The organism is Streptococcus dentiloxodontae, assembly GCF_053206925.1.
The window spans coordinates 1-26181 of sequence record NZ_JBRUHR010000022.1 but is presented as its reverse complement, the minus strand read 5'-3'; the positions used below and the strand labels follow the sequence as shown (position 1 = coordinate 26181).

General features: G+C 39.7%; 26 protein-coding genes. 24 read left to right on the top strand and 2 right to left on the bottom strand.

Translation table 11 applies throughout. The annotated features are described in order from the left end of the window. Positions 1-229: 229 nt before the first annotated feature. The 18 genes from ACVRZ8_RS09435 to ACVRZ8_RS09350 all read left to right on the top strand — a co-directional run bounded on the left by ACVRZ8_RS09435 (position 230) and on the right by ACVRZ8_RS09350 (position 21458). Positions 230-1105 (top strand): hypothetical protein, encoded by an 876-nt coding sequence (locus tag ACVRZ8_RS09435; RefSeq protein ID WP_447449080.1) that lies wholly within the window; start codon positions 230-232, stop codon positions 1103-1105. A 59-nt stretch (positions 1106-1164) separates the two neighbouring features. Further along, positions 1165-2436 carry a toxic anion resistance protein gene (locus ACVRZ8_RS09430; RefSeq protein WP_447449079.1) on the top strand — a complete coding sequence of 424 codons (1272 nt, stop codon included), beginning with the start codon at positions 1165-1167 and terminating at the stop codon, positions 2434-2436. A 194-nt stretch (positions 2437-2630) separates the two neighbouring features. Beyond that, on the top strand, positions 2631-3551 hold the full coding sequence (locus ACVRZ8_RS09425; protein ID WP_447449078.1) for a hypothetical protein: 921 nt from the start codon (positions 2631-2633) through the stop codon (positions 3549-3551). A gap of 15 nt (positions 3552-3566) precedes the next feature. Beyond that, positions 3567-4757, top strand: coding sequence for a hypothetical protein (locus tag ACVRZ8_RS09420; protein ID WP_447449077.1), 1191 nt, complete (start codon positions 3567-3569; stop codon positions 4755-4757). A gap of 426 nt (positions 4758-5183) precedes the next feature. Continuing rightward, the gene (gene thrC, locus ACVRZ8_RS09415; RefSeq protein ID WP_447449076.1) at positions 5184-6674 is read left to right on the top strand and encodes a threonine synthase; all 1491 of its coding nucleotides are present in this window, start codon (positions 5184-5186) and stop codon (positions 6672-6674) included. Positions 6675-6710: 36 nt separating this feature from the next. Beyond that, complete coding sequence (locus ACVRZ8_RS09410; RefSeq protein WP_447449075.1) at positions 6711-7994, top strand: MATE family efflux transporter; 1284 nt, start codon at positions 6711-6713, stop codon at positions 7992-7994. A gap of 83 nt (positions 7995-8077) precedes the next feature. Next, complete coding sequence (locus ACVRZ8_RS09405; protein ID WP_447449074.1) at positions 8078-8443, top strand: Asp23/Gls24 family envelope stress response protein; 366 nt, start codon at positions 8078-8080, stop codon at positions 8441-8443. Then, positions 8443-10107, top strand: coding sequence for a fatty acid kinase ATP-binding subunit FakA (fakA, locus tag ACVRZ8_RS09400; RefSeq protein WP_447449073.1), 1665 nt, complete (start codon positions 8443-8445; stop codon positions 10105-10107). Before ACVRZ8_RS09405 ends, fakA begins: the two co-directional genes overlap by 1 nt. A gap of 383 nt (positions 10108-10490) precedes the next feature. Next, the gene (locus tag ACVRZ8_RS09395; RefSeq protein ID WP_447449072.1) at positions 10491-12194 is read left to right on the top strand and encodes an acetolactate synthase large subunit; all 1704 of its coding nucleotides are present in this window, start codon (positions 10491-10493) and stop codon (positions 12192-12194) included. Continuing rightward, positions 12187-12669, top strand: coding sequence for an acetolactate synthase small subunit (ilvN, locus tag ACVRZ8_RS09390; RefSeq protein ID WP_447449071.1), 483 nt, complete (start codon positions 12187-12189; stop codon positions 12667-12669). Before ACVRZ8_RS09395 ends, ilvN begins: the two co-directional genes overlap by 8 nt. 70 nt (positions 12670-12739) lie before the next feature. Further along, positions 12740-13762: a ketol-acid reductoisomerase gene (gene ilvC / locus ACVRZ8_RS09385; RefSeq protein ID WP_447449070.1), complete on the top strand. Its 1023-nt coding sequence runs from the start codon at positions 12740-12742 to the stop codon at positions 13760-13762. A 213-nt stretch (positions 13763-13975) separates the two neighbouring features. Then, positions 13976-14323: a hypothetical protein gene (locus ACVRZ8_RS09380; RefSeq protein WP_447449069.1), complete on the top strand. Its 348-nt coding sequence runs from the start codon at positions 13976-13978 to the stop codon at positions 14321-14323. A 36-nt stretch (positions 14324-14359) separates the two neighbouring features. Continuing rightward, positions 14360-14698 carry a hypothetical protein gene (locus tag ACVRZ8_RS09375; protein ID WP_447449068.1) on the top strand — a complete coding sequence of 113 codons (339 nt, stop codon included), beginning with the start codon at positions 14360-14362 and terminating at the stop codon, positions 14696-14698. A gap of 10 nt (positions 14699-14708) precedes the next feature. Further along, entirely contained in the window at positions 14709-15269 is a 561-nt protein-coding gene (locus ACVRZ8_RS09370) for a TIGR01440 family protein (RefSeq protein ID WP_447449067.1), read from the top strand. Between the two features lie 72 nt (positions 15270-15341). Further along, positions 15342-17984 (top strand): AAA family ATPase, encoded by a 2643-nt coding sequence (locus ACVRZ8_RS09365; RefSeq protein ID WP_447449066.1) that lies wholly within the window; start codon positions 15342-15344, stop codon positions 17982-17984. Positions 17985-18061: 77 nt separating this feature from the next. Beyond that, positions 18062-18310: a TrbC/VirB2 family protein gene (locus tag ACVRZ8_RS09360; protein WP_447449064.1), complete on the top strand. Its 249-nt coding sequence runs from the start codon at positions 18062-18064 to the stop codon at positions 18308-18310. An 18-nt stretch (positions 18311-18328) separates the two neighbouring features. Beyond that, on the top strand, positions 18329-19402 hold the full coding sequence (locus ACVRZ8_RS09355; RefSeq protein ID WP_447449063.1) for a hypothetical protein: 1074 nt from the start codon (positions 18329-18331) through the stop codon (positions 19400-19402). Beyond that, the gene (locus tag ACVRZ8_RS09350) at positions 19371-21458 is read left to right on the top strand and encodes a pLS20_p028 family conjugation system transmembrane protein (RefSeq protein WP_447449062.1); all 2088 of its coding nucleotides are present in this window, start codon (positions 19371-19373) and stop codon (positions 21456-21458) included. Before ACVRZ8_RS09355 ends, ACVRZ8_RS09350 begins: the two co-directional genes overlap by 32 nt. A 208-nt stretch (positions 21459-21666) precedes the next feature. On the opposite strand, the gene ACVRZ8_RS09345 is transcribed toward ACVRZ8_RS09350, so the two are convergent. Both ACVRZ8_RS09345 and ACVRZ8_RS09340 read right to left on the bottom strand, forming a co-directional pair. Continuing rightward, entirely contained in the window at positions 21667-22278 is a 612-nt protein-coding gene (locus ACVRZ8_RS09345) for a hypothetical protein (RefSeq protein ID WP_447449061.1), read from the bottom strand. A 28-nt stretch (positions 22279-22306) separates the two neighbouring features. Further along, complete coding sequence (locus tag ACVRZ8_RS09340) at positions 22307-22924, bottom strand: hypothetical protein (protein WP_447449060.1); 618 nt, start codon at positions 22922-22924, stop codon at positions 22307-22309. 170 nt (positions 22925-23094) lie between these two features. On the opposite strand from ACVRZ8_RS09340, the gene ACVRZ8_RS09335 reads away from it, so the two are divergent. The 6 genes from ACVRZ8_RS09335 to ACVRZ8_RS09310 all read left to right on the top strand — a co-directional run. Then, positions 23095-23529: a hypothetical protein gene (locus ACVRZ8_RS09335; protein WP_447449059.1), complete on the top strand. Its 435-nt coding sequence runs from the start codon at positions 23095-23097 to the stop codon at positions 23527-23529. Between the two features lie 125 nt (positions 23530-23654). Then, the gene (locus ACVRZ8_RS09330; protein ID WP_447449058.1) at positions 23655-24077 is read left to right on the top strand and encodes a hypothetical protein; all 423 of its coding nucleotides are present in this window, start codon (positions 23655-23657) and stop codon (positions 24075-24077) included. A 235-nt stretch (positions 24078-24312) separates the two neighbouring features. Next, the gene (locus ACVRZ8_RS09325; protein ID WP_447449057.1) at positions 24313-24744 is read left to right on the top strand and encodes a hypothetical protein; all 432 of its coding nucleotides are present in this window, start codon (positions 24313-24315) and stop codon (positions 24742-24744) included. Positions 24745-24869: 125 nt separating this feature from the next. Beyond that, complete coding sequence (locus ACVRZ8_RS09320) at positions 24870-25301, top strand: hypothetical protein (protein WP_447449056.1); 432 nt, start codon at positions 24870-24872, stop codon at positions 25299-25301. A 218-nt stretch (positions 25302-25519) separates the two neighbouring features. Further along, entirely contained in the window at positions 25520-25951 is a 432-nt protein-coding gene (locus ACVRZ8_RS09315; protein ID WP_447449055.1) for a hypothetical protein, read from the top strand. 3 nt (positions 25952-25954) lie between these two features. Beyond that, on the top strand, positions 25955-26181 hold a 227-nt coding region (locus ACVRZ8_RS09310; protein WP_447449054.1), incomplete at its 3' end, for a hypothetical protein.

The window sequence follows — 26181 nt, the reverse complement described above, 5'->3', positions numbered from 1 at the left end:
TGTTTAGTGTTTCTGTCCTTTGTAGGCGGGTGCGTTAAAAAAGGCTGGGGACAATTCATGGCATTGCGTTAAGAGATTCGGACACTTATTTTGAGTGAATGGATCTCTTTTAAATTTTCTTAGTTTGCAGTAAAAACATGCATGCTCTTTAAATTAGGCAAGTAATGCTTTATTTACTGGCTGATTTAAGGTAAAATAATGTTAACTATCATTTCGGAAAGGAAGTCTTATGCCACCTAGACCACCATTTAATGGTTATCGTCCGCCATATTCTTCTCGGTCTGGAGCGGGATTTGGGCTTGGTTCAGGCTTAGCTCTTGGCTGTGGAGGTGTAATAGCAGGGTTGGTTCTCTTGGTTATTTTTGCAGCTGTTGTCATTCAGTATCTTTTACCCATTCTTTTGATTGTAGGAGTGGGCTATGGTATTTATTATTTGGCTACTCGTAAAACAGGTTTGCAAAGAAAAAATATTAGTCAGCGCCTGCAGGATTTAAAAGATTCAATCCAACAGGCAGACCGTCAGGTTAAGCTGATGGATAATTACTTGGATGAAAAGGATTATACGAATTACGCTATTTTAGGGCGCCAGCTATTGCCAAAATTAAAAGATATCAGATATGAGGCGGATGCCTTGAAGTCCAATATGGATTTACAAATCTATAAGCGCGTAACCAAAAAGGCTAATGAAGTGACTGCTGATATTGAGGCTCAGCTGACAAAGTTAGATATTACGGTAGGGTCGCCAGCGTCGGATGAGGAGAAGGAAATTCTCAAACGTGCTCCGGAAATTGCACAATCTTATCAGAATATTCAGCGTGACCATATGGAAATTTTGGGGAAGCTGGAAAAAGCGGATAATCAAGCAGAGCTTGAGGCACTTCATGAGATTAATATGAATCGCTTTAAGGATATTTTAGTGGGTTACCTGCAAATCAAAAAATCTCCAAAGGACTACTATAATGCAGAAGAACGTCTGTCCCAAGCTAAGAAGGCCATAGAACAGTTTGATAAAGATCTTGATGAGACGCTTAGAAAGCTCAATGAAAATCAGCTTAGTGATTTTGAAATCAGCCTGCGTATGATGCAGGAAAAATCCAAACTGTAATCTATAGGCTTTTCACAAGTCAGTAATCGCCAGTCAGGAATTAAAAAAAAGGAGTTGTCATGGCAGATTCATTTAATTTTGATATTGATCAGATTGCTAACAATGCTATCTCAAAAACCGATAAAACAACCGAAATTATTGAAAGCAATACAAATGAAACGGGTCAAATGGCTTTTTTGGAGAAATTGACACCCGAGCAGCAGTCAGCGATTAAGGAGAAGACACCGGCTATTGTAGACACTTTTGTTACCGATCAAAATGCCCTGCTTGATTTTGGGACGTCAGCTGTTGAGAAAGTCAATACAACAGTTAACCACATTTTATCTGAACAGAAAAAACTGGAAATTCCAGAAGTTGATCAGCTGCTTCTCACTGCCAATCGTGAGCTTAATGGTTTTGTTGCTAAGTATAAAGATGCCAGCCCTGCAGAGCTTGAGAAAAAACAGGGTTTCTTATCTAAACTTTTTAAACAGACTAAAGCTAACCTTCAAGAGTTCTACTTTGATTCTAAAAATGTAGAAGACAAACTGGATTCTATGGCAGTAACGGTGGTAAAACAGGAAGATACCCTTGCCAGAAATATTGTATCGGCGGAAAAACTTATCGAAGATAACACGGCTTCTATTGAGAATTTAGTTGGTGTCATTGCCTTTATTGAATCCACTCAGGAAGAATCTGCTAAACGTGCTGTCAATCTTCAAAAAGAGATTGCAGAGCTTAATAGCTCAAGCCCAGACTATCAGGTCAAATCAGATGAACTGGGGCGTATTACTGAGGTTATTAATACGCTTGAGCAGCAGCATACAGAATATGTCAGCCGCCTTTATGTTGCCTGGGCAACGACTCCTCAGATGCGTAATTTGGTTAAAGTATCATCAGACATGCGCCAAAAACTAGGTATGCTCCGTCGGAATACTATCCCAACGATGAAATTGTCAATTGCACAGCTAGGCATGTTGCAGCAGTCAGTTAAATCAGGAGCTACAGCGGATGCTATTGTTAATGCCAATAATGCTGCACTGCAAATGTTAGCAGAGACAAGCAAGGAGGCTATTCCGGCTTTGGAACGCTCAGCTCAAAATCCAACTGTCTCAATAGAATCAGTAACAGCTTTAGCTCAAAGTCTGGTCGAACAAAACAATGGTATCATAGCTGCCATTGACAATGGCCGTAAGCAGCGTGCTCAATTAGAATCTGCTGTCATTAAATCTGCAGAAACCATCAATGATTCTGTCAAACTGCGTGATGAAAAGATTGTTCAGGCTTTGCTTAATGAAGGTAAAGAGGTTCAGCGCGAAGTCCAAGATGTTACAGATTCAGATTCTAAATAAATGTAGTACATAAAAACAGGTTATCCAACCTGTTTTTTAGTGTTTAGAAAAAATTATTATTTTTTGTTTAAAGTATTCGTCTGCGGAATGGTTTTAACATTTTATAAAAAACAAAAAAATTTTGGAGAAAGCCATTGCCAAAAGTTTTTAAAGGTCTGCTTTAAATTGTTTAAATGTTAAATTTAAGGAAACTAATGGAAAAAGATTATAAGAACTGCTATAATGGAACTGTTATTAACAAAAAGGGGATTCTTATGAATCAAGAAGAGTGGGTTAACCATTTTGAAAAAGTTAATGGACGCAAACCTAGTGTTCAGGAAGTTTCAAATGCTCTGGCAACTGGAGAGTATTTCTTGCCTAATAACACGACCAAGGATGTAACAGATTCCACTCAAGCTAGTGGTGATGCTACTGAGGAAGCTCTTATCTTTAATGAAAAACTTAAGCCGAGGAGAAACAAGGCTTTGTGGGTTGTCCTTGGCATTGCAGCAGCTATTTTTATAGTTGCAGTAAGTATCGGTGGTTATTATGGGTATCGGTACCTATCTGGTAATATTGAAGGGAGTTGGGAAAGCAAACAGCTTAGAAAAAAGCTGGAGTCCTATGCAGAGGAAAAATCTTCTGATGGCAACTATACCAATTATTTGGCAGATAATGAATCTCTCTATACGGATTTTGAGTCAACAATGACGGTTAAGGAGAACAAAGTCAAACTTGTCATCAGCTTTGTTTACAATCGTGAAGCCCTTTATAAGACTTATAATACCAACGTCAATAAAACACTCAGTGATTATCAAGAAACGGCCTCAGAGGATAAACTCTCTGATATAATTTTGACGAAAGAAGAGTTTTATAAGACTGTTGATGAAAGCCTTATAAAGGAACTTCCAGATTCTTATAGTTACGACACTGAAACAGGGAAGGTAACCTATGTAGCCTTTGAAGGCAAGGTAAATCGTATAGATCAGACGATTACAGTTACTAAAGTTGACACAAGTAATAAAGATGATGCTAATCTTGCTAAAGGAGACATTGTTTACTACAAAGCATCGGGCTCGCACTTCACTTTAGAAACCTATGATAATTTTAAAGATATTGTCTTTACAAAAAAATAAAAAGAGGAAAAAACAATGACAAGAGAAGAATGGATTGAATATTTTGAAACTGTAAACGGCCGTAAACCAAGTGTACAGGAAATGGCAGCTGCCCGGCAAGCGGGGGAATTTGTATCATCTGATTTCGCAGAACAGCCAGATGGTCTAATTACACCAACTGCAGAGGACAATCAAACACCACTGCAAGGAGATTTCGGACAGTCAGAATATCAGAATATAACTTCTGCAAATTTTGGTCAAGGGGCTCCATCATCTGGCCAATTTGTAGAGCATGAACAACCATTTGCTTCAGATGTCAACCAAGCTGTTTTTTCACAAACGTCATCAACATCGTATGATCAATTTCAGCAAGGAGGAGTTACCCAATCACTCACTCCTGTTCAGCAAGCTCCAGTGCAAGGTTATACACAACCAGTGGTGCAGCCTGTTTTTGTATCTGAAACTCCTAATCAAACCTTTGCAGGAACGGTCAAGCCTACTATGCGTCAGCGTTTAGGAACTAAGAAAGGCAAAATAGTTCTTTGGAGTATCGTTGCGGCGATTGCTCTTATCATTGTAAGTGTAGGAGGCTATTTTGGTATTCGCTACTTTACTGGTAATATTGATGGCACATGGTATAGTCCATCCTTAACCAAGGATTATACTGCCAGCATTACTTCCAATGATGATATTAAAGATTTGGGAGAGTTCCTAGATGATAGTGATGGTGATATTGGTGACTATATTGATAAGTCTTCGGTCAGTATGAAAGTTACAAATGACACCGTAAAAGTCACAGCGACTTATACTTTTGACAAAGATACTTATCTTGAAGACTACATTGATTATATAAAGGATACTTACTCTGGTTTAGAAGATGAATTTAAAGCTTATTATGGTCGTTCTATTGATGAAGTTTATGATAAGGATACCCTCGAAGATGATTTAGATGATGTTTTGCAGCAAGTTGCAGAAGATACCCATCAGGATTACAACTCAAAAACAGGGACTACGTCTATGACTTTGTTTAAGGGTAAGGTTGACCGCATGAAGCATACCATTACCGTTACAGATGTTGATAATGGTGCAAGTTTAGATGGCTTTGATTTGTCTGAAGGTCAGGTTCTGAACTTTACAAAAAAAGACGGCAAGCTGAATTTATCAGGTGGCAGTCTTTCCAGTGTTTTGAGTTTTACAACTAACAAAGATTCAAAAGAAACGTATTAAAAATTTAGGGGGTTGGGCAAAAAGTCCAACCTCTTCAATTAGGGTTCGTTTTAACATCATAAGGCAGTGGGTAGGACTCAAAACGTCCAGTGAACGATTTGAGGTAACCAAGTAGCTTTACTAACCTAGAGTTTCCTCTGTACAGTCCGTTAGGCACTTCAGTGCCATCAACCGCTGTTGAATTGCAGTTTCATTTACGTTTTGCACTCTTGACCTGACCTAATTTGAGATCAAAATCACTTGACTTTATCTGCTAACTCAAAAGATTCGAAGAACCTTTTGAACCGTGCGGGGGAAGAGGCGAACTCTTTTGTTATTTGTTGAGTTCTTTCCTTCCTTTTTCTTTTGGAAAAGCCGGAGCTGTGTAGAAACTTTCTGACAATTATGCTAGAATAAAAGGTAAACTATCAATAAAGAGGATTTAGTATGACACTTGTATACCAATCAACACGTGATGAAAACAATAAAGTCACAGCCAGTCAAGCGATTTTACAAGGGCTGGCAGCAGATGGCGGACTTTTTACGCCTTTAACGGTTCCTGAAGTAGCCTTGAATTTTGACCAATTAAAAGATGCTTCTTACCAAGAAATAGCCAAGCTTGTTTTATCTGCTTTTTTAGACGATTTTACTGAAGAAGAACTTGATTATTGTATCAATAATGCTTATGACGAAAAATTTGATACAACCGATATTGCTCCACTGGTTAAACTTGGCAGCCAATACAATCTTGAGCTTTTTCATGGTTCAACCATAGCGTTTAAAGACATGGCATTGTCTATTCTGCCTTATCTTTTGACAACATCTGCCAAAAAACAAGGTGTTGACAATAAAATTGTTATTTTGACAGCAACCTCTGGAGATACTGGGAAGGCAGCTATGGCAGGTTTTGCTGATGTTCCGGGAACGGAAATTATTGTTTTTTATCCTAAAGGCGGGGTCAGCAAGATTCAGGAACTGCAAATGACAACTCAGACTGGGAATAATACCCATGTTGTTGCTATTGATGGAAACTTTGATGATGCTCAGACAGATGTTAAGCGTATGTTTAACGATAAGGACTTACGCGCTAAATTACTAGCGCATAAAACGCAATTTTCATCTGCGAACTCTATGAACGTCGGCCGTCTGGTACCTCAGGTGGTGTATTACGTTTATGCCTATGCACAGCTGGTGAAATCTGGAGATATTCAAAATGGTGACAAGATTAATGTCACTGTACCAACTGGCAATTTCGGTAATATCTTAGCGGCTTACTATGCACGCGAGATTGGTGTGCCAATTGCTAAGTTTATCTGTGCTTCTAACGAAAATAACGTTTTGACAGATTTCTTTGCAACAGGGACTTATGACAAGAAACGTGATTTCAAGGTAACCACCAGCCCTTCAATGGATATTTTAGTTTCATCTAATTTAGAACGTTTGGTTTTCCATTTACTTGATAATAATGCTGCCAAAACTAAGGAATTGATGGAAGCTCTTGCTAAAAAAGGTGAATATGTATTGCCTAGTGTTAACCAAGACATTTTAAACCTTTTTGAGGCAGGTTTTGCAACGGAAGAAGAAACAGCTCAAGAAATCAAACGTGTTTATGATGAAGCTAGCTACGTGGAAGACCCCCATACAGCAGTAGCCTCAGCAGTATACAAAGCTTATGTGAATCGAACGGGAGATGCGACTCCAACGGTTATTGCTTCGACAGCCAGTCCTTATAAATTCCCTCGAGTTGCGGTTCAGGCGGTCACTGGTAAAGATGCGGTAGATGACTTCGCTGCTGTTCGTGAACTAAATGCGATTTCTGGTGTTGCGATTCCAGAAGCCGTTAATGGTCTGGAAAAGGCTAAAATACGCCATAAGACGGTCGCGGCAAGCAGTGAGATGCAAAAAGCTGTGGAAACGTATCTCGGCTTAGATAAGTAAAAAAGAGCCTCTGAGCTCTTTTCTTTTTTGAAAATGATGAAAAATACAAAGCGAATTTTAAACCTTGCCCTGCCTGCCATGGTGGAGAATCTCCTTCAGATGTTAATGGGGGTAGTTGATTCCTATTTGGTTGCTCAAGTTGGGATTGTTGCTATGTCAGGAGTATCAGTGGCAAATAATATTGTGACTGTTTATCAGGCTGTTTTTATTGCTCTTGGAGCTTCTAGCGCTAGCTTGATTGCTAAAAACATGGGGCAGAAAAATGACGAACAAACCAACCGTTGTATTTGGGATTCTATCCTGACAACAATTATTTTAAGTCTGGTCTTAGGGATATTATCTATTTTGGGAGGTTCTGCTATTCTTCGCCTTTTAGGTGCAGATGCTGACGTAGTTCAGGCTGGGACTCTTTACTTAGCTTTAGTTGGTGGTGGAATTATTTTTCTTGGCTTAATGACGGCCTTTGGGAGTATTTTGCGTGCTCAGGGCAAGCCGCGTATGCCTATGCATGTCAGTATATTTAGTAATGTTCTCAATGCTAGTTTATCTGCAGCAGCAGTGTTTGTTTTAAATTGGGGCGTTGCCGGTGTTGCTGCTGCCACCGTTATTTCTCGCCTGATTGGAACCGTTATTCTTTGGATTGCTATGAGACTGGACAGCAAACATATTCAGTTTACCAAGCCGTTTAACAAGGAATTGCTTGGCTTATCTTTGCCAGCAGCCGGAGAGCGTTTGATGATGCGTGCTGGTGATGTGGTAATTATAGCCATTATTGTAAGATTTGGAACAGAAGCCGTTGCCGGAAATGCTATCGGTGAAACCCTGACACAGTTTAATTATATGCCTGGTATGGGTGTGGCAACGGCAACTATAATCTTGGCAGCGCATAGCATGGGAGCGGGTAAAAAAGAAGAAGTCAGAGCTATTGTTCGTGAGTCTTATTGGCTTTCCTCTTTGCTAATGGTCTTAGTGTCTAGCTGTATTTTTTTCTTCGGAAGCAGTTTAACAGGTCTCTTTACGGAAAATAGCGGAGCTGTTGAAGCCAGCTTGGTGGTTTTATTTTATTCTTTTGCTGGCAGTCTTATTACGTCAGGGACATTAGTCTATACAGCAGCTTGGCAGGGACTGGGCAATGCAAAGGTACCCTTTTATGCAACAGCCTTTGGGATGTGGGTTATTCGGATCTTTCTAGGCTATTTCCTTGGAATCAGTCTTAATATGGGATTGAGAGGGGTTTGGTTAGCAACGGTAGCTGATAATGCCTTCCGATTTCTGTTTTTATATAGCAAATATCGATTCTATCTTTGGAAACAGCCGTAAAATGAGCCGTTTCTTCTGTATCTTTTTACAAGCGTCAGCTATTATGATAGAATAAACTGAGAAAAATTTGAGAGGTAGTCAGTATGACTGTAAAAATTAATGCACATGATGGCCAAATTGAATTAGCCGACGATGTTATAGCAACTGTTGTTGGCGGTTCGGCCACTGAGATTTTTGGGGTTGTCGGTATGGCAAGCAAGAGTGCTATTCGAGATAATTTTCAGGCTCTTCTTAGAAAAGAAAATTATGGAAAAGGTGTAGTTGTCAAGTCAACCGAAAAAGGGATTTCAATTGATGTTTACACGGTCATGAGCTATGGCGTAAAGATTAGTGAAGTTTCCAAGAATATTCAAGAACGTGTTAAATTTAACCTTGAAAATCAGCTTGGCTTAAAAGCTGATACCGTTAATGTATATGTTCAAAACATCAAAGTTGTAGGAGAAAACTAGTGGTCAAAATTACAACAAGCTTGTTTCAAGAAATGGTGCAGGCTGCTGCAACACGCTTAGGTAAACAAGCCGAATATGTGAATTCACTGAATGTCTTCCCGGTTCCAGATGGTGACACAGGAACTAATATGGGAATGACTATGGACAATGGAGCAAAGGCAGTGGCTGATCAGTCTGCTGTAACTGTTGGTGAGGTTGGCCAAATCCTGTCTAAAGGGCTTCTGATGGGAGCGCGTGGCAATTCCGGCGTTATCACATCCCAGCTTTTTCGCGGATTTGGTCAGAGTATCAAAGACAAAGCAGAGCTTGATGGACGTGATTTGGCGCAGGCTTTTCAAGCTGGGGTTGAGGTTGCCTATAAGGCTGTTATGAAGCCCGTTGAAGGGACTATTCTGACTGTTTCCCGCGGAGCAGCGACAGCAGCATTGAAGAAGGCAGAAGAGACCGAAGATGCTGTTGCAGTTATGCGTGCAGCTCTTGATGGTGCCAATGCAGCATTAGCTAAAACACCGGATATGCTTCCTGTTTTAAAAGAAGTTGGTGTTGTTGACTCAGGGGGTCAAGGTCTTGTTTTCATTTATGAAGGATTCTTGTCGGCTTTGACGGGTGAGTATATTGCTTCTGAAGATTTTCAGGCAACGCCAGCTACGATGACTGAGATGATTAATGCAGAGCATCATAAATCGGTTGCAGGTCATGTGGCTACAGAGGAAATTACTTTTGGCTATTGTACTGAAATAATGGTGGCTCTAAAACAAGGACCTACCTATGTCAAGGATTTTAACTATGAAGAATTCCAAAACTATTTGAGTAATCTGGGAGATTCTCTGCTTGTCGTCAATGATGATGAAATTGTTAAGGTTCATGTCCATACAGAAGATCCAGGCCTTGTTATGCAAGAAGGTCTCAAATATGGTGCTTTGGTAAAAGTGAAAGTTGATAACATGCGTAATCAGCATGATGCTCAGCTTCAAAAGGAAGCAGCTCAGGTGTCGGCTTCAGAACAAAAAGATTTTGCTCTGATTGCGGTCGTTGCTGGTGATGGTTTGGCAGAGATTTTCACTTCTCAAGGGGTTGATTATATCATCTCTGGCGGTCAAACGATGAACCCGTCGACAGAAGATATTGTTAAAGCTATTGAAGCTGTAAATGCAAAAAATATTATTATTTTGCCTAATAACAAAAATATTTTTATGGCAGCTCAATCAGCCGCAGAAGTTGTAGAAGTAAATGCTGCAGTTGTCGAAACACGTACGATCCCTCAAGGCTTTACAAGTCTTCTTGCCTTTGATCCTAGCCAGTCTTTAGAAAAAAATGTTGAGGCTATGACTGCCAGCCTTTCGGATGTTGTCAGCGGAAGCGTGACACTTGCGGTTCGTGACACAACAATTGATGGTCTTGAAATCCATAAAGATGATATTCTGGCTATGGTTGATGGAAAAATTGTTGTTTCTACGCCAGACATGGAGCAAGCTCTTCTTAAAGCATTTGACGAAATGATTGATGAAGACAGTGAAATTGTTATGATTTATGTCGGCGAAGAAGGCTCCGATAAACAAGCGCAAGTGGTAGCTGAAAAGCTTGAAGAAAAGTATGAAGATATTGAAGTTGATATTTTCCAAGGAAAACAGCCTGTTTATCCTTACCTCTTCAGCGTTGAATAAAGAAAGTAGAATTGTAAAAGCAACTTGAGCAGCAATTTTCGGCTGATTTTAGTCAGTCAAATTTCTCCCAACAACTACGTCTTATCTATATGAATAAAAAAGAGTTTGGAGCTGCTTTTGGCTCTAACTCTTTTTTACGCACACAATTATCCAGAATATTCCAAAATTTTCTGAAAATTATCTTGACTTTGAAGTTTAAAATGTTACCATAGTATGGAAGATTCAGTGAGTGTTGAAAACTTCATTTTCTTGTGAAAATTATGATGTTTAAAAGGAAGCTTATCCGGTACTTTGGCTTGCAAAATTGGTATAAAGTGTTATCATAGAAGACAAGGTTTTGAATTTTTTGACAATTCGCAAATAGGACTGAAAAGGAGGTCTGTGTGAAGAAAGTTGAACTTGCACAATCGCGCTCAGGTGCGGATTTAATTCTTGATACTTTGGTAAATCTTGGAATTTCAACTATTTTTGGTTATCCAGGAGGAGCCGTTTTACCGCTTTATGATGCCATTTATACCCATGATGATATCAAGCATATTTTGGCGCGTCATGAGCAAGGGGCACTCCATGAAGCTGAAGGATTTGCTAAGTCTACTGGGCAAATTGGTGTGGCCTTGGTTACTTCAGGCCCAGGGGCAACCAATGCAATTACAGGTATTGCAGATGGTATGAGTGATAGCGTTCCTATGTTGGTCTTTACCGGTCAGGTAGCAACACCGGGTATTGGTAAAGATGCCTTCCAAGAGGCGGATATTATAGGGGTGACTATGCCGATTACCAAGTATAATTACCAAATCCGAGAAACAGCTGATATTCCGCGTGTCATAACAGAAGCTGTCCATATTGCAACCACTGGTCGGCCAGGTCCGGTTGTCATTGATATTCCTAAAGATGTGACAGAAAAGAAGGTTTCTTCTATATATGATCCTAACATCAATGTTCGTGGCTATCAGCCAACGATTCAACCCAATGAATTGCAGGTTAGGAAAATTCTGACACAGCTCAAGCGCTCTAAAAAGCCTCTAATTTTGGCTGGAGGTGGCGTCAATTATGCTGGAGCTTCCAAAGAATTAGTCGCTTTTGCTGAACGTTACAATATTCCTGTAGTCTCAACTTTGCTGAGCTTGGGTGTCATTCCGGCTGAACATCGTTTGTCGCTGGGAATGGGAGGGATGCACGGCTCTTATGCGTCTAATATGGCCTTGACTGACGCAGATTTCATTATTAATTTTGGCTCACGCTTTGCAGACCGTCTGACTGGGAATCCCAAAACATTTGCTAAGCATGCAACCGTGGCTCATGTAGATATTGACCCTGCTGAGATTGGGAAAGTTGTTAAAACGCAAATTCCAGTTGTAGGAGATGCTAAAGCAGCGCTTCAAATTCTCTTGAATACCGAAGAAGTCCGGACCAAACATGAAAAATGGACAGAAGAGGTTCTGGCAAATAAAGCTAAGGCTCCATTTTCTTATAAGTTTGATGAAAAAGTCATTAAGCCTCAGCATGCTATTGCTACTATTGGAAGTATTACCGGAGGCGATGCTATTGTGGTAACCGATGTTGGTCAGCATCAAATGTGGGCAGCTCAATTCTATCCTTACAAAAATGAACGTCAGCTGATTACTTCTGGAGGTCTGGGAACAATGGGATTTGGGATTCCAGCGGCTATCGGAGCAAAATTGGCAAACCCTGACAAGGATGTTATTCTCTTTGTCGGTGATGGCGGTTTCCAGATGACCAATCAAGAACTGGCAATTTTAAATGGTTATCGTGTGCCAATCAAGGTTGTTTTGATTAATAACCATTCTCTAGGTATGGTACGTCAATGGCAGGAATCATTTTATGATGAGCATCGCAGTGAATCAACCTTTGATGATGAACCTAATTTCCAGCTGTTGGCTGAAGCCTATGGATTGACTCATTATCAATTTTCAGACCCAACAACCTTGGAAGAAGATTTGAAAGTTATTACGGATAACAAACCGATGCTGATTGAAATCAACATTTCTAATCGTGAGCATGTTTATCCGATGGTTCCGACTGGTAAAGCAAATAGTGAAATGTTGGGGGTGACTTTCAATGCGTAGAATGTTAACAGCAAAGCTCCAAGACTCAACGGGTGTTCTTAATCGCTTTACGGGTGTTCTATCACGCAGGCAGGTCAATATTGAATCCATTTCAGTCGGCCGTTCTGATGAACCCAATATTTCTCGGATTACGATTATCATTGACGTTGATTCTTTGGAGGAAGTCGAACAAATTATCAAGCAGCTTAATCGTTTGATTGATGTTGTCCGAGTTCGTGATATTACAGATTTGCCTCATCTTGAACGTGAAGTGATTTTGGTCAAATTATCGGCTCCAACAAGCAAGCGCGCTGAGATTTTGGCGGTTATACAGCCTTTTAGAGCCAGTGTAGTTGACGTTGCTCCAAAATCTATTACCATTCAAGTGACAGGGCATGCTGATAAGATTGAGGCACTCCTTCGAGTCGTCAAACCTTACGGCATCAGAAACATTGCCCGTACGGGCGCCACAGGGTTCTCAAGAGATTTCTCTTAAATCCTTCCCCAATTTAGTTAACTATGCCTAAAGGCATTAAAATAAAAATTTAGAAAAGAGATATATTACTATGGCAGTAACAATGGAATACGAAAAAGACGTTAAAGTTGATGCACTTGCAGGCAAGAAAATCGCCGTTATTGGTTATGGTTCACAAGGCCATGCGCATTCACAAAATTTGCGTGATTCAGGCTATGATGTCATTATCGGTGTGCGTGCTGGTAAATCATTTGACAAAGCTAAAGAAGATGGGTTTGATACTTATGAAGTAGCAGAAGCTACTAAATTAGCTGATGTTGTTATGGTTCTGGCTCCAGATGAAATTCAAGCTGATCTTTATGCTTCAGAAATCGCACCTAACCTTGAAGCTGGAAATGCTCTTGGTTTTGCGCACGGCTTTAACATTCGTTTTGAATATATCAAAGCTCCTGAAAACGTTGATGTATTCATGTGTGCGCCTAAAGGTCCTGGTCATCTTGTACGTCGTACTTATACTGAAGGATTTGGGGTTCCAGCTCTTTATGCAGTTTACCAAGACCCAACAGGAAATGCCAAAGATATTGCTATGTCATGGTCTAAAGGTGTGGGTGCGGCACGTGTTGGTCTTCTTGAAACAACTTTCAAAGAAGAAACTGAAGAAGATTTATTCGGTGAACAAGCTGTTCTTTGCGGTGGTTTGACTGCCCTTATTGAAGCAGGTTTTGAAGTGCTTACTGAAGCAGGTTATGCTCCAGAATTGGCTTACTTTGAAGTACTCCATGAAATGAAATTAATTGTTGACCTTATCTACGAAGGTGGCTTCAAGAAAATGCGTCAATCTATTTCAAATACAGCAGAATTTGGTGACTATGTTTCAGGTCCGCGTGTCATTACTGACCAAGTGAAAGAAAACATGAAAGCCGTTCTTGCTGATATTCAATCAGGAAAATTTGCAGATGAGTTTGTAACAGATTATAAAAATGGACGTCCGCGTCTTGAAGCTTATCGTAAAGAAGCAGCAGATCTTGAAATCGAAAAAGTTGGTGTTGAATTGCGTAAAGCAATGCCATTCGTTGGACAAAACGACGATGATGCTTTCAAAATCTATAACTAATAAATTCATTAGACTCGAAAAAATGGTTACGTGAATGGATGAGGAACAACAATGAGAAAGAGAATGGGGCAAACGACGATGATTGCACAACAATCATGGCTGTCTGTCCCAGCTCTTTTTTATTATATGAGATTATCTCTACTAGGATAATTGTTTGTTTGAAGAAGTGCTCTCGTGCTAGAAGCATCCTTGGACTTGTGCTATAATAAAATTATGACTATTATGATTTATGCCGTTATTGGCTTTATAATCCTTTCTGTAGGTTTTCTTTTATTTGGGCTGTCAATTTCCAGTCCTGTCGAAGGAAGAGCAACGTGGCTTTTATCAGTACTAGGACTCGCCTTTACAGCAGTAACTTTTTATCTGCTGGAAAATGGATTTTGGGGGATATTGACTTATGTTTTAGGACTTATGTTAATTGGGGTCGGTATTCCATTTAAACCAAGTGCTAATCGACGTGGACTTTTGATTTTCTTAGGCATTTTATGTTTGGTTTTAGGCATTGCTCTTTTGCTCTTTTATGGCTATTTAGTTTGGAAGAAGGCACAGGTGTCGAGCTAGACACACAGATAAATAAAAACATGCTATAATGATGGCATGTTTAATTTTATGGTTTACAGTTTTCTTTTGATGCCTGCACTAGGAGCATTTTTGCTGGGTTTTGCTTTATCCCAAGCACACCGTTTTCCTTTGATGTGGCTTTTATCTATTGCAGGACTAAGTGGTTTTGTTTGGTCTTTTTGGCATATTGCTAATATTGATACTGCTTTTATGTTGGCTTATATTCTTGGACCTTTCGGTATGGGATTTGGACTGCCTAATAATCTAACAAAGAAAAGGCGAACAGGACTTTTGATTCTAGGCGTTTTCTTCCTTATCTTCTTCATTTTTTTACTTTATCTCGTAACGCAAATGCTTGGCAGTATTGCTGGTTAAGGAGTTTACTATGGATTTAACACAATTAGAAGAACAAACACGCACGATTACCTTAGACATCGTGGAGCGTTCGGCTCTCAGTACAGGTGATATTTTTGTTTTGGGTCTGTCATCGAGCGAGGTCGCAGGCGGTGTTATTGGAAAAAATTCCAGTCGTGAAATTGGACAGAAAATTGTCAAAACCATTTTAGATATTCTTGCTAAATGCGGAATTTATCTGGCGGTTCAGGGCTGTGAACATTTAAACCGTGCTTTGGTGGTTGAGCGTGAACTGGCTATTGCCAAAAATTTGGAAATTGTAAATGTCTTACCTAGCCTCCATGCTGGAGGGAGCGGTCAGCTTGCGGCTTTTGATTATATGAAAGATCCTGTCGAAGTTGAAGAAATTATTGCCCACGCAGGTCTGGATATTGGAGATACTGCAATTGGTATGCATATTAAGCGTGTCCAGGTTCCTTTGCGGCCTATTTTGCGGGAATTAGGCGGTGCTCATGTTACAGCTTTAGCCAGCCGTCCTAAACTGATTGGCGGTGCACGTGCTTGTTATCAAGCAGACCCGATTCGCAAATGATATGAATGTTGAGATTTTTTATAGCTTTTATTATGCTTTAAAATAAATTCTTTAATGATTTATAATATGACTATGAATAATAATGTTGAATTTACAAAAACACCACTATTAGAAAAGTATGCTACCAATATTACGGCTGATATTGCTGGGAAAATTGAAGATTTTGAAGTTTATGGACGTGATAATGAAATTCAGATGGCCACATTGGCTCTTAATCGCGTAACCAAAAGTTCTCCTATTTTCGTTGGCGAAGCCGGTGTCGGAAAGACAGCTGTGGTAGAGGGTATAGCTGCAAAAATTTTAAAAGGAGAGGTTGATAAACACCTGCAAGGAAATACAATCTGGTCCTTGGAAATTTCTTCATTATTGGATGATTCAGATGGCAGCAATACGATTACCAAAATGAGAGGAATCGTAAATGAACTTATTGCCACTCGTGATAAAAATATTCTGTTCATTGATGAAACCCATACCATCATGGGGACAGGAGCTAATGGCAGTCTGGACATTGGAAACTCTCTAAAGACTGCACTTGCACGCGGGGCAATCCGGATTATTGGTGCGACAACACAAGAAGAATTCCAAAACATTGTCTCTAAAGACCCTGCTATGGAGCGGCGTTTCCAAGATGTCAAAGTTGATGAATTAACCGTTGAACAGGCATTGTATGTTATTGGGAAAGCTAAAGGAAAGTATGAACGCTATCATCATGTCACGATTTCTAAGGAAATTGCTGATATGGCCGTTTATTATTCCGTGGATTATTTTCCCGATCGCAGACTGCCAGATAAAACGCTTGATATTTTAGATGAAGCGGGAAGTTTGGTATCTTTTGAGGGAAGAAATGAAGTTACGGCTACTGATATTGAGCGTGCAACACGTCTCCTGCGTAAATCACAGACTCCTATGCTTGACAAATACGCAGACAATCTTACCCAGAAAGTGTCTGCAAATCCAAATAACTATCGTGCTTATGGGCGTGATGAAATCATTACAAAATGTTTTGTCTCTCTCAAACGTAAATCTAAGAATTCTCCCGTATTAACTGGAGATGCTGGGGTCGGAAAAACAGCTATTATAGAGGGGATAACAGCCAATATACAATTAGGGAGCTGCCCTCCTGATTACAAAGGAAGAACAGTTTATTCGCTGGAAATGTCCGATTTATCAAGTATAAATGAAGATGGTGATTTGATTGCCAAATTTAAACGTATTGTGGATGAACTGCGAATGACAAAAGGTAAAAATATTCTTTTTATTGATGAAGTTCATACCATTATAGGCACAGGAAGCTCCGAAGGTTCTTTTCTTGATGCAGGTAATATTTTAAAACCGGCACTTTCTCGTGGTGAAATTCAAATTATCGGAGCTACGACAGATGAAGAATACAATAAAACGATACTAACCGATAAAGCCATTGAGCGGCGTTTTCAACGTGTTGATGTCCCAGAGCCAAGACGCGATGATGCTGTTTATATTATTTCTAAAGTTAAACCCAAATATGAAAAGTTCTTCAATGTGACCTATACTCAGGAAGCTGTTGAAGCCGTGGTGGATCTTGCTATTAGGTATATTCCTGAACGGTACTTACCTGACAAGGCTTTTGACCTTATGGATGAAGCGGGAGCTCGTGCTCAGGTAGAAGGCAGAGATCTTGTTACTCATGAAGATGTGGCGCGTGTTATTCAAGACATGAAAGGTGTCTCTGTAGCAGCGATTCTAAAAGCAAATTCTACCCGTGTGCTGGAACTTGAAGAAAAGCTGGGCAGACGGGTTAAAGGGCAAGATCAGGCGATTCATATTGTTTCAAATGCGATCATCAATGCTGAAGCTGGTTTAAATGATGATACACGCCCGATCGCTTCTTTTATGTTTTTAGGGACGACAGGAACAGGGAAAACAGAATTAGCAAAAGCATTGGCCGAAGCAATGTTTGATGAAGAAAGTGCGATGATTCGTCTTGATATGTCTGAGTATTCGAGCGAAGGTGATACCAAGAAAATCATCGGAGACGAGCAAACAGGCAGACGCGGAACGCTGACAGATGCTGTAGCTAAACGTCCTTACAGTGTAGTCCTATTTGACGAGTTGGAAAAAGCGCATCCTGATTGTTTTGACCTAATGCTGCAGATTCTTGACGATGGCCGTTTGACAGATGGGTATAATCGGACTGTTGATTTTAAAAATACTATTGTTATTGTCACAACAAACATGGGACATGAAATTATCAAACATGACACCAGTACCAATGGTCCAATCAGTCAGCTATCCAAGAAAAGCTATAATCAATTGTTGGCTGAGCTTGATACGGAACTGTCAACAGCTTTTCGTCCTGAATTTTTGAACCGTTTTGATGATAAAATAGTTTTCAACATGCTTACAGAAGACATTATCAGGGAAATCGTTGTTTATCAATTAGACAAGTTCGCAAAACAAAGACTTTCTAGGCAAAATCTTAGTTTGAATTACGATGACGATATCATTGACTACCTTGTAAAATACGGGACAGATGTCAATAACGGAGCACGGCCATTGGCACGTTTGCTGAGGCACGAAGTAGCAGATCCTATCGCCAAAAAGATTATTGCGCTTGACCGCAGAAACAATAGTTATACTGTCAATCTAAGTTTTATCAAGGACCAGCAGGGGCATTTTGATAAACACGGGAAGAGACGAAAATACCTTGACGAGTCCATTGGAATTGAGATTGTTTAACTTTTTCTTATTATGCGGTGAAATATTATTTAAAAAATGTTATAATGATTTTAAAATAATTTTAGGGGTTTTTTATCATGTTTAATTTTTTAGCAAGTGATCCATTTAGTTCAGTATCTAGCACCGCTGAGAAGGCTACCACCAACTTCCAGACAATCGCAACTGTTATTGCAGTACTTGTCTTAGTAGCTAGCGGAGTCTTTTATATTTTTGCGTCTCGTAGGATGAAAGAACGTATCCACGCTTACTGGTGGCAAATCGCTATTGGTATCGTTGTCGTTATCGGAGCCTCATCTTTAGTGACTTACATCAGCGGACTATTCTAATTTAGGTTGTGTTAATGTATGGCATTTTTTAAAAAAGGGGAAGTGTCTTTCAAAGATTCTTCCTTTATTTATATAGAGTGGGAAAAGAATAATTCTCCAGATACTAATGCAGAATTAGCAGAATTGATTGAAATGTTAGATGATACGGCTCCGGATGAACATCTAGCAGATAATTTACCTTATTTGACATTTGATCAGGCTGACAAGCTGTTTAGAACGCTTGGTACTGCCTTTCAAACGTTTCAAATTCATACTTACAGTTTGGCTCATTTTGATGACAAAGGCTATCCATCTCATGAAGGGGAGCCTGCAGTGTCTCCATTTCTTGTGACAGAAAATTTTGATAATCTGTTAACGCCGCTTATGGAGGAATGCTTGCGGGATGAACGATTTGCTCCTTATTCTTATGATGAACTATCCTTGTATTTTGTTAATCAAATTTTTGATCCCTACAAGAAAAGTTTGGAGATTGCATTCAATCAATTGCCTCTTTTTCCTAACCCAAATGAAGTAGAAGGGGCGTTGGAGCGTACAAATGCACCAACAGAACATCGCCAGGTTGTAGAAAGTGAGGAAGGAGATTTGCCTTCAAGTACGGTCAAAAAGTTAACCGCAGGAATTGTTATTGCAGGAGTTGTTGGGGTTGCAGGTCTGGGTTATGGCCTTATCCAGCAAAAAACGATTAAGTTACAAACAGAACAGATTAACTATTTGCATGATGAACTGACCACAACTCAGACAGTTCAAAACAGTGAACATGAAGTTGATGTTTTCGGTCGTTATTTCTTATCAAGTTACTTTTCAGGAGATAAAGATTCCCTGAAAGTGTTCTTGTCAGATGGAGATGCAAAATACACACAGCCAGAGAACGCAACTATCTTATCTTCTCTGCTAGAATCTGTTGATTATGCAGATAAACAGTACACGCTGACATATGTTTTAAGCTTAAAAGAGGATGGCAGTGATACGGCAGAGTCTAAACGTTTAACGTTTAAAATTAAGAAATCATCTAAAGCAGACTATGGCTATCTAGTTACTCAGGAACCACAAATGAGTAACTATGTCACTCCAACATCGTCTTCAGGGGATTAGAGGTGTTTTTATGGGATTAGGGTTGAAAATGCAGTTGTTCTTTATGGAGATTTATTATAAGAATTTTACTGAATTACTAAATTCTGATACAGATATTGCAAAAGTAAAAGATGAGTCTGAGGGAGGTTTTCCGCCTGCAAGCGGTTTCGATTGGTTTGGCCTGCGTGATGTGAATGAACAAGCAAATGCCAATACCATTAATTTTTTTACTCAATGGGGAAATTATCTGCATACGACTAATAACATTATGGCAGATATGATATATCCCATTCCTGGGTATATTGCGAGGATTCTTTATCAATTCTCCACTACTCTGACAGATATTTTTTACCGGCTCTTTCATCTATTTGGTATTTTTAGCAACATTGGTGATACAACGACTATCTATGGCAAGTGGTATCAGGGCTTGCAAAATGTTGGGATTGCTATTTTTATTCTGTTACTTGTTATTCGAGTATTGATGGCTTGGTTTGGCAGCCGAGTAAATTGGATGGACATTTTAAACAATCTGTTATTGGTGACTTTAGTGACAGCTTTTCTGCCAAGAGCCTTGAGCTGGGCTGGAAATGAAGTGGCTAATATCGCCTATGACTCAAGTTCAATTCAAAATGATGGGGCTAATACCAGTGAAGGTGATGGGACAAGAGAGATATCTTTAGCGCCTTTTCATAATAATGTCGTTGACCTTGTTTACCTTATCGAATATAATTTTGACACTGACAAGCTAGGATTGGTTGATGATCAATACACCTTGTCTCCTGTCAAAGCTGAGGTAGCAAAGGAAGCTAATTGGAGTGGGTATAATGAACTAACTTCGACTGAAGCCATTACTAAATGGGATTCTGGGGATAATTTTACAACGGCCACAGATACAGGAAAAGAGAACATTAAAGATCTTGCAAATCAAATATTAAATTCATCTCAGTATCATGATGTTTACATTCCTTTAACACACACCTATGATGGAAATCGTGTTGTTACATTGAAAGACACGTCTAGCTTTTTAGATGTGCTTCGACAGGTTTACTTGAGATATACGGTTAATTGGCTAGGTCTTTATGCCATGCAGATTACCATTATTTTAATTTTGATATTTATGATAGTGGCTTTTGTGCAGGATGTTTACAAGATTTTGATGCTAAGTATCATTGCTCCGATTATCGGTTATACCTCTGTTGAAAATTCTAGTAAATTTAAGATGTTAATCCGACAGATTATAGCGGGATTTGCTGGAGCTATTTTCCAAGTCATGATTTTGAATGTCTCTGTGACTTTTATGGTCTCCTTGCCTAAATTGATGGTAAGCGGTCTTCCAACAGCCTCCTTGTTGGGTGATATGGGGCAGTGGGCTCAGACTGTTCTTTACATCATTCTCTATATTGGTATTTTTCAGGCAACCGTTCGTTCTATGAAGCTTGTTGAGCAGTGGCTGGGCATGCCAGCTGATGGACAAGGGGCTTCGCCATCAGGAGGCGGCAGCCCAGGCAGCTTCGGAGCCGCCATGGCACCCCTTGCAGCAGTAGGTGGTGCTGCCATGATGGCGGGACGAACTGGAACGGCTGTTGGTATGAATGCAGCGGGCGGTGCTAGGAATATTGCTTCAAGTACTGCAAGCGGTGTTAAAAAGGGAGCTCAAGTGGGAGCAAAAGCTCCTGGTGGAGTTATAGGAAAAACACTAGGCGTTGCACTAGGCGGTGCAGTAGGCGGAGCACTAGGCGGAGCTCGTGGTGCGGCAAGCCATGCAGGTAATACTGCTAAAGAGACTGCTAAGGGATTCGTAAAAGGTCAAGGACTTAGTGGATTTGCAGAAGGCGGTATCAGAAGCAATTCAGCTGTTAAAGCCAGAAAAGCTACGGCTCAGTCTTCTAATAGCAACAATGCAAGTATACAAAATAGTCAAGGAAATGGAGCGGCTAATGCTCTTAACAAAGGAGCTGATCAGAAGTCATCAAATTCACCAGATGGACAGTTGACAAATCAACAAAATACAAGTGACAAATACGGCCCTAGCTTAGGAGAACAACATGGCAGTAAGGGAAACGACAATAAAGAATAAAGGTTAGGGTTAATGAATTTGTAAATCACCTAAAAAGCAACGGCATTTAGCTGTTGCTTTTTTAGATTGGCAGTGCCAATGGCTAATAATGGAAGCGTTGCTAGCTCAAGCTTCGACTGCTTTATCTATTAAAAGATATTGAGAATATTAAAAGACTCCCATTGCTGGGAGTACAATAGCATAAAATAAAAGTTTAGTATGGAAGAGATTAATCTGCTTCACCTGTGAAATTCAATAGAGAATAATAGGTACCATTTAAATCATTATCAAGCTCAATCAAGTTTAACTTTTTGCCATCATTGGATAAGATGGCGATATAAACTGTGTTACTTGATCCTGATTTCGATTCTTTATATTCTTCGAAGTACTTTTCATCGTATGTATCGTCACCGCTATATACAGTGAGCATGATAAAGTAGGGTTTTCCTTTAGTTTCACTTTCATATTTTTTGAATCGCGCCTTGTCATCGCTGTTTAAATCATCTTTTGAGATGACTTTAAAGGGATAGACGATAGAGGAATCGGGGTCATCGTTAACCGTTAAGTTTTCTTTATCAAAGGTAATCGTTCGATCTGCCCCTCCTTCGCCGTGAAATAACAGATTTCCATAATCACCATTTTTATCCGCTTCATTGGTAGCAGAACCTGTATAGCTTGTTTTCAAAACAGTTGGCAGGCCCTTGTCGTCGTAAGAGATTTTTTGCTTTTGAGAACTGCTGGCAGAAGCATTGCTTGCGGATCCTGATTTGGATTGGTTAGAGCAAGCTGCTATTGTAAGCAGGCTAAGTGATAATAAACCAAGTGTTAGAACTTTTTTCATGTGCATTCTCCTTTAAGTATTATATATTTTAGTAATTATCTTTAGATTTGGCAGCTTCTTCACTTGTGATACTTGTAATAATCAATTTCTCATAGTCAGTCGCTCCATCCTCGTAGTAGTAACCCTTTACGACATCGTGTCTGGTACCGCCAGTGGTTGTCCCATCTTCATTAACCTTGAAATAGACAGAATATTGGGGAACAATGTCACCAGATGTGTGAGATGGAGGGGAATTGTCCCATTTGCTTAGGGAGAAAGAACCTTCAACATAGGTCAGAGTAACATCAGGTTCACTCTGCTTCCAGATGTATTTTTGATCATCAATAGTTTTGTGGTAATCATAATATAATCTGCTTCCTTCATCAATCCCCCCTTTCTCACTAAGCTTTGATAACACATCATCACTGTAAAAAGTTTTAAAAGCTTCATAGGAAGAGAAAGCTGACTTCACTGTCGCAAGGGCAGCCTCATAAGTCTTACCACTGGTAATTTCTTTATCGCTGCTTGAAGAAGTTGAGGAAGAACTGGTTTTTGAAGTACTAGTAGATGATCCAGGTGGGTTGGAATCAGATTTAGACTGTTTAGAACATCCGACCACTATGACTAAACTCAATAGCAATAACCCTAAAGCAAGAGATTTTTTCATATTCTTCTCCTTTAAATTTAATATTGACAAAGTAAGTGTATCATTTGTTAAATGCAAAGTCAATATATGGTAAAGTCGGCTGAGATATTACCGGTTTAAAATCCTGATTTTACAAATTGTCCTCATTGCTGTACAATTAGAGTAACATAAGATTTAGAGGAGGATTGGGTATGGCTTTTGTGAAAGAAAAAATTCCAGAGGAGTACTGGGGTATGTTGAAAGAATTGGGGCTTTATAATGAGTATACCTATTTAGATGTCTGGGTAGCGGATAAGGACAGAGGGATTTATATGTGGACTACTCGGTTAGCGGACAGAGAAGATCGCACGTCCGATTCTGTTCTAATCTGGCAAAATGCAGTTGTATACATTAATACGATAACGGTTGCTTTTGTTGAAGAGCCGGTTTGGGTGGACGACAGTCATCCCCATCTTCAAAGAGGACTGGTGAAAGAGAGGATCAATAAGATAAGCATTCCCCAATCTTTGGCCAGTCAGGGTAAGGCTCTGATTGAGGTCATCCGAGAGGCCTTTCATCATTCTGGCTCTCACTACGATATAGAGCTGACTCATATTGCCACACCAGAAGTTAGGGAAGAGAAGTGATGGCAGCCCGCTCAGATAGCAGCACCCCTGTTGGATTTCCAGCGTTTTTTTTATTTGCCCTGATTTTACAAATTGGTCTTGTTGCTGTACAATTAGAGTAACATAAGATTAGAGGAGGGTTAGGCATGGCCTTTGTGAGAGAAGTGATTCCGGAAGAGTACTGGGATATGCTAAAGGAGTTGGGAGTATATAATAAATACACTCATCTAATTCCTTGGATTGCGGATAAGGACAGAGGAATCTATATGTGGACCAGTCGTTTTGCGGATAGAGAGGATCGCACGACCGATCATATTCTGATTTGGCAGAATCAGGTGATATATCTTAATGTAACGACTGTTAGGACTAAAGATCCTATATGGAATGAAGAGACGCGTCAATTGTTAGAAAAAGGGGTTGATGAGGAGGCTATTAATGAAATCCGCTTACCCAAAGTATTAGCTAATCAAGAGAAAGAACTCTTTCAAGTTATAGGAGAAGCTTTCCGTGCGGAAGACGAACACTTTTATGTTAAGTTTAGGAAACTTGCTCAACCTATTTATATTTAAGGAGGGAGTATAATGGTACAAACGAAACAAGATATCATTGATTGGATAAGCCAGTATGATGCTCCTATAGAGACCACAAAAGATTTAGAGACATTTGCATCTGCTCTGAACGAGCGGCTTAGTAGATAATAACAACCCTGTTGGATTTCCAGCGTTTTTTTATTTGTCCTGATTTTACAAATCGGTCTCATTGCTGTACAATTAGAGTAATATAAGATTTAGAGGAGGGTTAGGCATGGTCTTTGTAAGAGAAGTGATTCCGGAAGAGTACTGGGATATGCTAAAGGAGTTGGGAGTATATAATAAATACACTCATCTAATTCCTTGGATTGCGGATAAGGACAGAGGAATCTATATGTGGACCAGTCGTTTTGCGAACAGAGATGACCGAACAACTGAATATATTTTGATTTGGCAGAACCAAGTCATTAATATTAATACAGAGACAACGGCTAGTATTCAATTTCCTGAGTGGGATGATACTCACGAACACCTTAAAAAGGGTCTAATCAAGGAAGGCATTAATTATATAAAAATTCCTCAGGCTTTGGCCAGTCGAGGGAAGGAATTGATCCAAATTATCCGAGAAGCTTTTCAGAATTCAGATTATCGTTATGATGTTGAGTTGACCTATATCGCTATGCCAGAAGTTAGGGAAGAGAAGTGATGGCAGCCCGCTCAGATAGCAGCACCCCTGTTGGATTTCCAGCGTTTTTTTTATTTGCCCTGATTTTACAAATTGGTCTTGTTGCTGTACAATTAGAGTAACATAAGATTAGAGGAGGGTTAGGCATGGTCTTTGTGAGAGAAGTGATTCCGGAAGAGTACTGGGATATGCTAAAGGAGTTGGGAGTATATAATAAATACACTCATCTAATTCCTTGGATTGCGGATAAGGACAGAGGAATCTATATGTGGACCAGTCGTTTTGCGGATAGAGAGGATCGCACGACCGATCATATTCTGATTTGGCAGAATCAAGTTATAGATATTAATACAGAGTCAACGGCTAGTATTCAATTCCCTGAATGGGATGATACTCATGAACACCTTCAAAAGGGACTAGTTAAAAGAAAAGTTAACTATATAAAAATCCCTCAATCTTTGGCCAGTAGCGGGAAGGAACTGATCCAAATTATCCGAGAGGTTTTTCAGAATTCTAGTTATCGTTATGATGTTGAGTTGACCTATATCGCTATGCCAGAAGTTATGGAGGATAAGTGATGGCAAAAACAAAAGATGAGATTATTGAGTGGGTACAAAACTATGATAAGCCCTTAGATTCCAAGGAAGATTTGGCTCAGTTTGCCTCTGAGTAAAATGAACAGCTCAGATAGCAGCACCCCTGTTGGATTTCCAGCGTTTTTTTATTTGCCCTGATTTTACAAATTGGTCTCATTGCTGTACAATTAGAGTAACATAAGATTAGAGGAGGATTAGGTATGGCTTTTGTAAGAGAAGTGATTCCGGAAGAGTACTGGGATATGCTAAAAGAGTTGGAGCTTTATAATGAGTACACCTATTTGGATACTTGGGTAGCGGATAAGGACAGAGGGATTTATCTGTGGGTTAGTCGGGGAGCAGACAGAGAAGATCGCACGACCGATTATATTCTGATTTGGCAAAATCAGGTGATTAATATTAACATGAGAACCATTGATAATGTTACCCATCGTCCAATTTGGAACGAAGATACTACTCAACTGTTGCAACGCGGAATCGTTTTGGAAGATATTAATTATATAAAAATTCCAGCTTCTTTAGCTAATCAAAAAACGGAGGTAGTTGAAGTTATTAAAGAAGTTTTTCATCATGATGATAAAGAGTTGGATACCCAATTTAGGCATATTGCCACACCAGAAGTTAGGGAGTAGGCTATGAGTAAAAGTACACAAGATATCATTGATTGGATAAGAGACTATGATAAGCCACTGGACGGTGATGCCAATAAAGCAAGGTTCGCCTCTGAGCTAAATAAACAGATTAGCCAGATGGACTTTCGGGCAGCTAATGGCGGAGCAGCTGTTGCTTACTCCGGCTGGCTGGGTAATGACAATGAGGTCATGTCTCAGCTCTTCCTGACCGCCAAGGAACTCTCTGAAAA

Bases quoted from the DNA above. Each gene is read 5' to 3' on its own strand.
- ACVRZ8_RS09435 (WP_447449080.1), top strand. From the start codon at position 230: ATGCCACCTAGACCACCATTTAATGGTTATCGTCCGCCATATTCTTCT.
- ACVRZ8_RS09430 (WP_447449079.1), top strand. From the start codon at position 1,165: ATGGCAGATTCATTTAATTTTGATATTGATCAGATTGCTAACAATGCT.
- ACVRZ8_RS09425 (WP_447449078.1), top strand. From the start codon at position 2,631: ATGGAAAAAGATTATAAGAACTGCTATAATGGAACTGTTATTAACAAA.
- ACVRZ8_RS09420 (WP_447449077.1), top strand. From the start codon at position 3,567: ATGACAAGAGAAGAATGGATTGAATATTTTGAAACTGTAAACGGCCGT.
- thrC (WP_447449076.1), top strand. From the start codon at position 5,184: ATGACACTTGTATACCAATCAACACGTGATGAAAACAATAAAGTCACA.
- ACVRZ8_RS09410 (WP_447449075.1), top strand. From the start codon at position 6,711: ATGAAAAATACAAAGCGAATTTTAAACCTTGCCCTGCCTGCCATGGTG.
- ACVRZ8_RS09405 (WP_447449074.1), top strand. From the start codon at position 8,078: ATGACTGTAAAAATTAATGCACATGATGGCCAAATTGAATTAGCCGAC.
- ilvN (WP_447449071.1), top strand. From the start codon at position 12,187: ATGCGTAGAATGTTAACAGCAAAGCTCCAAGACTCAACGGGTGTTCTT.
- ilvC (WP_447449070.1), top strand. From the start codon at position 12,740: ATGGCAGTAACAATGGAATACGAAAAAGACGTTAAAGTTGATGCACTT.
- ACVRZ8_RS09380 (WP_447449069.1), top strand. From the start codon at position 13,976: ATGACTATTATGATTTATGCCGTTATTGGCTTTATAATCCTTTCTGTA.
- ACVRZ8_RS09375 (WP_447449068.1), top strand. From the start codon at position 14,360: ATGTTTAATTTTATGGTTTACAGTTTTCTTTTGATGCCTGCACTAGGA.
- ACVRZ8_RS09370 (WP_447449067.1), top strand. From the start codon at position 14,709: ATGGATTTAACACAATTAGAAGAACAAACACGCACGATTACCTTAGAC.
- ACVRZ8_RS09365 (WP_447449066.1), top strand. From the start codon at position 15,342: ATGAATAATAATGTTGAATTTACAAAAACACCACTATTAGAAAAGTAT.
- ACVRZ8_RS09360 (WP_447449064.1), top strand. From the start codon at position 18,062: ATGTTTAATTTTTTAGCAAGTGATCCATTTAGTTCAGTATCTAGCACC.
- ACVRZ8_RS09355 (WP_447449063.1), top strand. From the start codon at position 18,329: ATGGCATTTTTTAAAAAAGGGGAAGTGTCTTTCAAAGATTCTTCCTTT.
- ACVRZ8_RS09350 (WP_447449062.1), top strand. From the start codon at position 19,371: ATGTCACTCCAACATCGTCTTCAGGGGATTAGAGGTGTTTTTATGGGA.
- ACVRZ8_RS09345 (WP_447449061.1), bottom strand. From the start codon at position 22,278: ATGAAAAAAGTTCTAACACTTGGTTTATTATCACTTAGCCTGCTTACA.
- ACVRZ8_RS09340 (WP_447449060.1), bottom strand. From the start codon at position 22,924: ATGAAAAAATCTCTTGCTTTAGGGTTATTGCTATTGAGTTTAGTCATA.
- ACVRZ8_RS09335 (WP_447449059.1), top strand. From the start codon at position 23,095: ATGGCTTTTGTGAAAGAAAAAATTCCAGAGGAGTACTGGGGTATGTTG.
- ACVRZ8_RS09330 (WP_447449058.1), top strand. From the start codon at position 23,655: ATGGCCTTTGTGAGAGAAGTGATTCCGGAAGAGTACTGGGATATGCTA.
- ACVRZ8_RS09325 (WP_447449057.1), top strand. From the start codon at position 24,313: ATGGTCTTTGTAAGAGAAGTGATTCCGGAAGAGTACTGGGATATGCTA.
- ACVRZ8_RS09320 (WP_447449056.1), top strand. From the start codon at position 24,870: ATGGTCTTTGTGAGAGAAGTGATTCCGGAAGAGTACTGGGATATGCTA.
- ACVRZ8_RS09315 (WP_447449055.1), top strand. From the start codon at position 25,520: ATGGCTTTTGTAAGAGAAGTGATTCCGGAAGAGTACTGGGATATGCTA.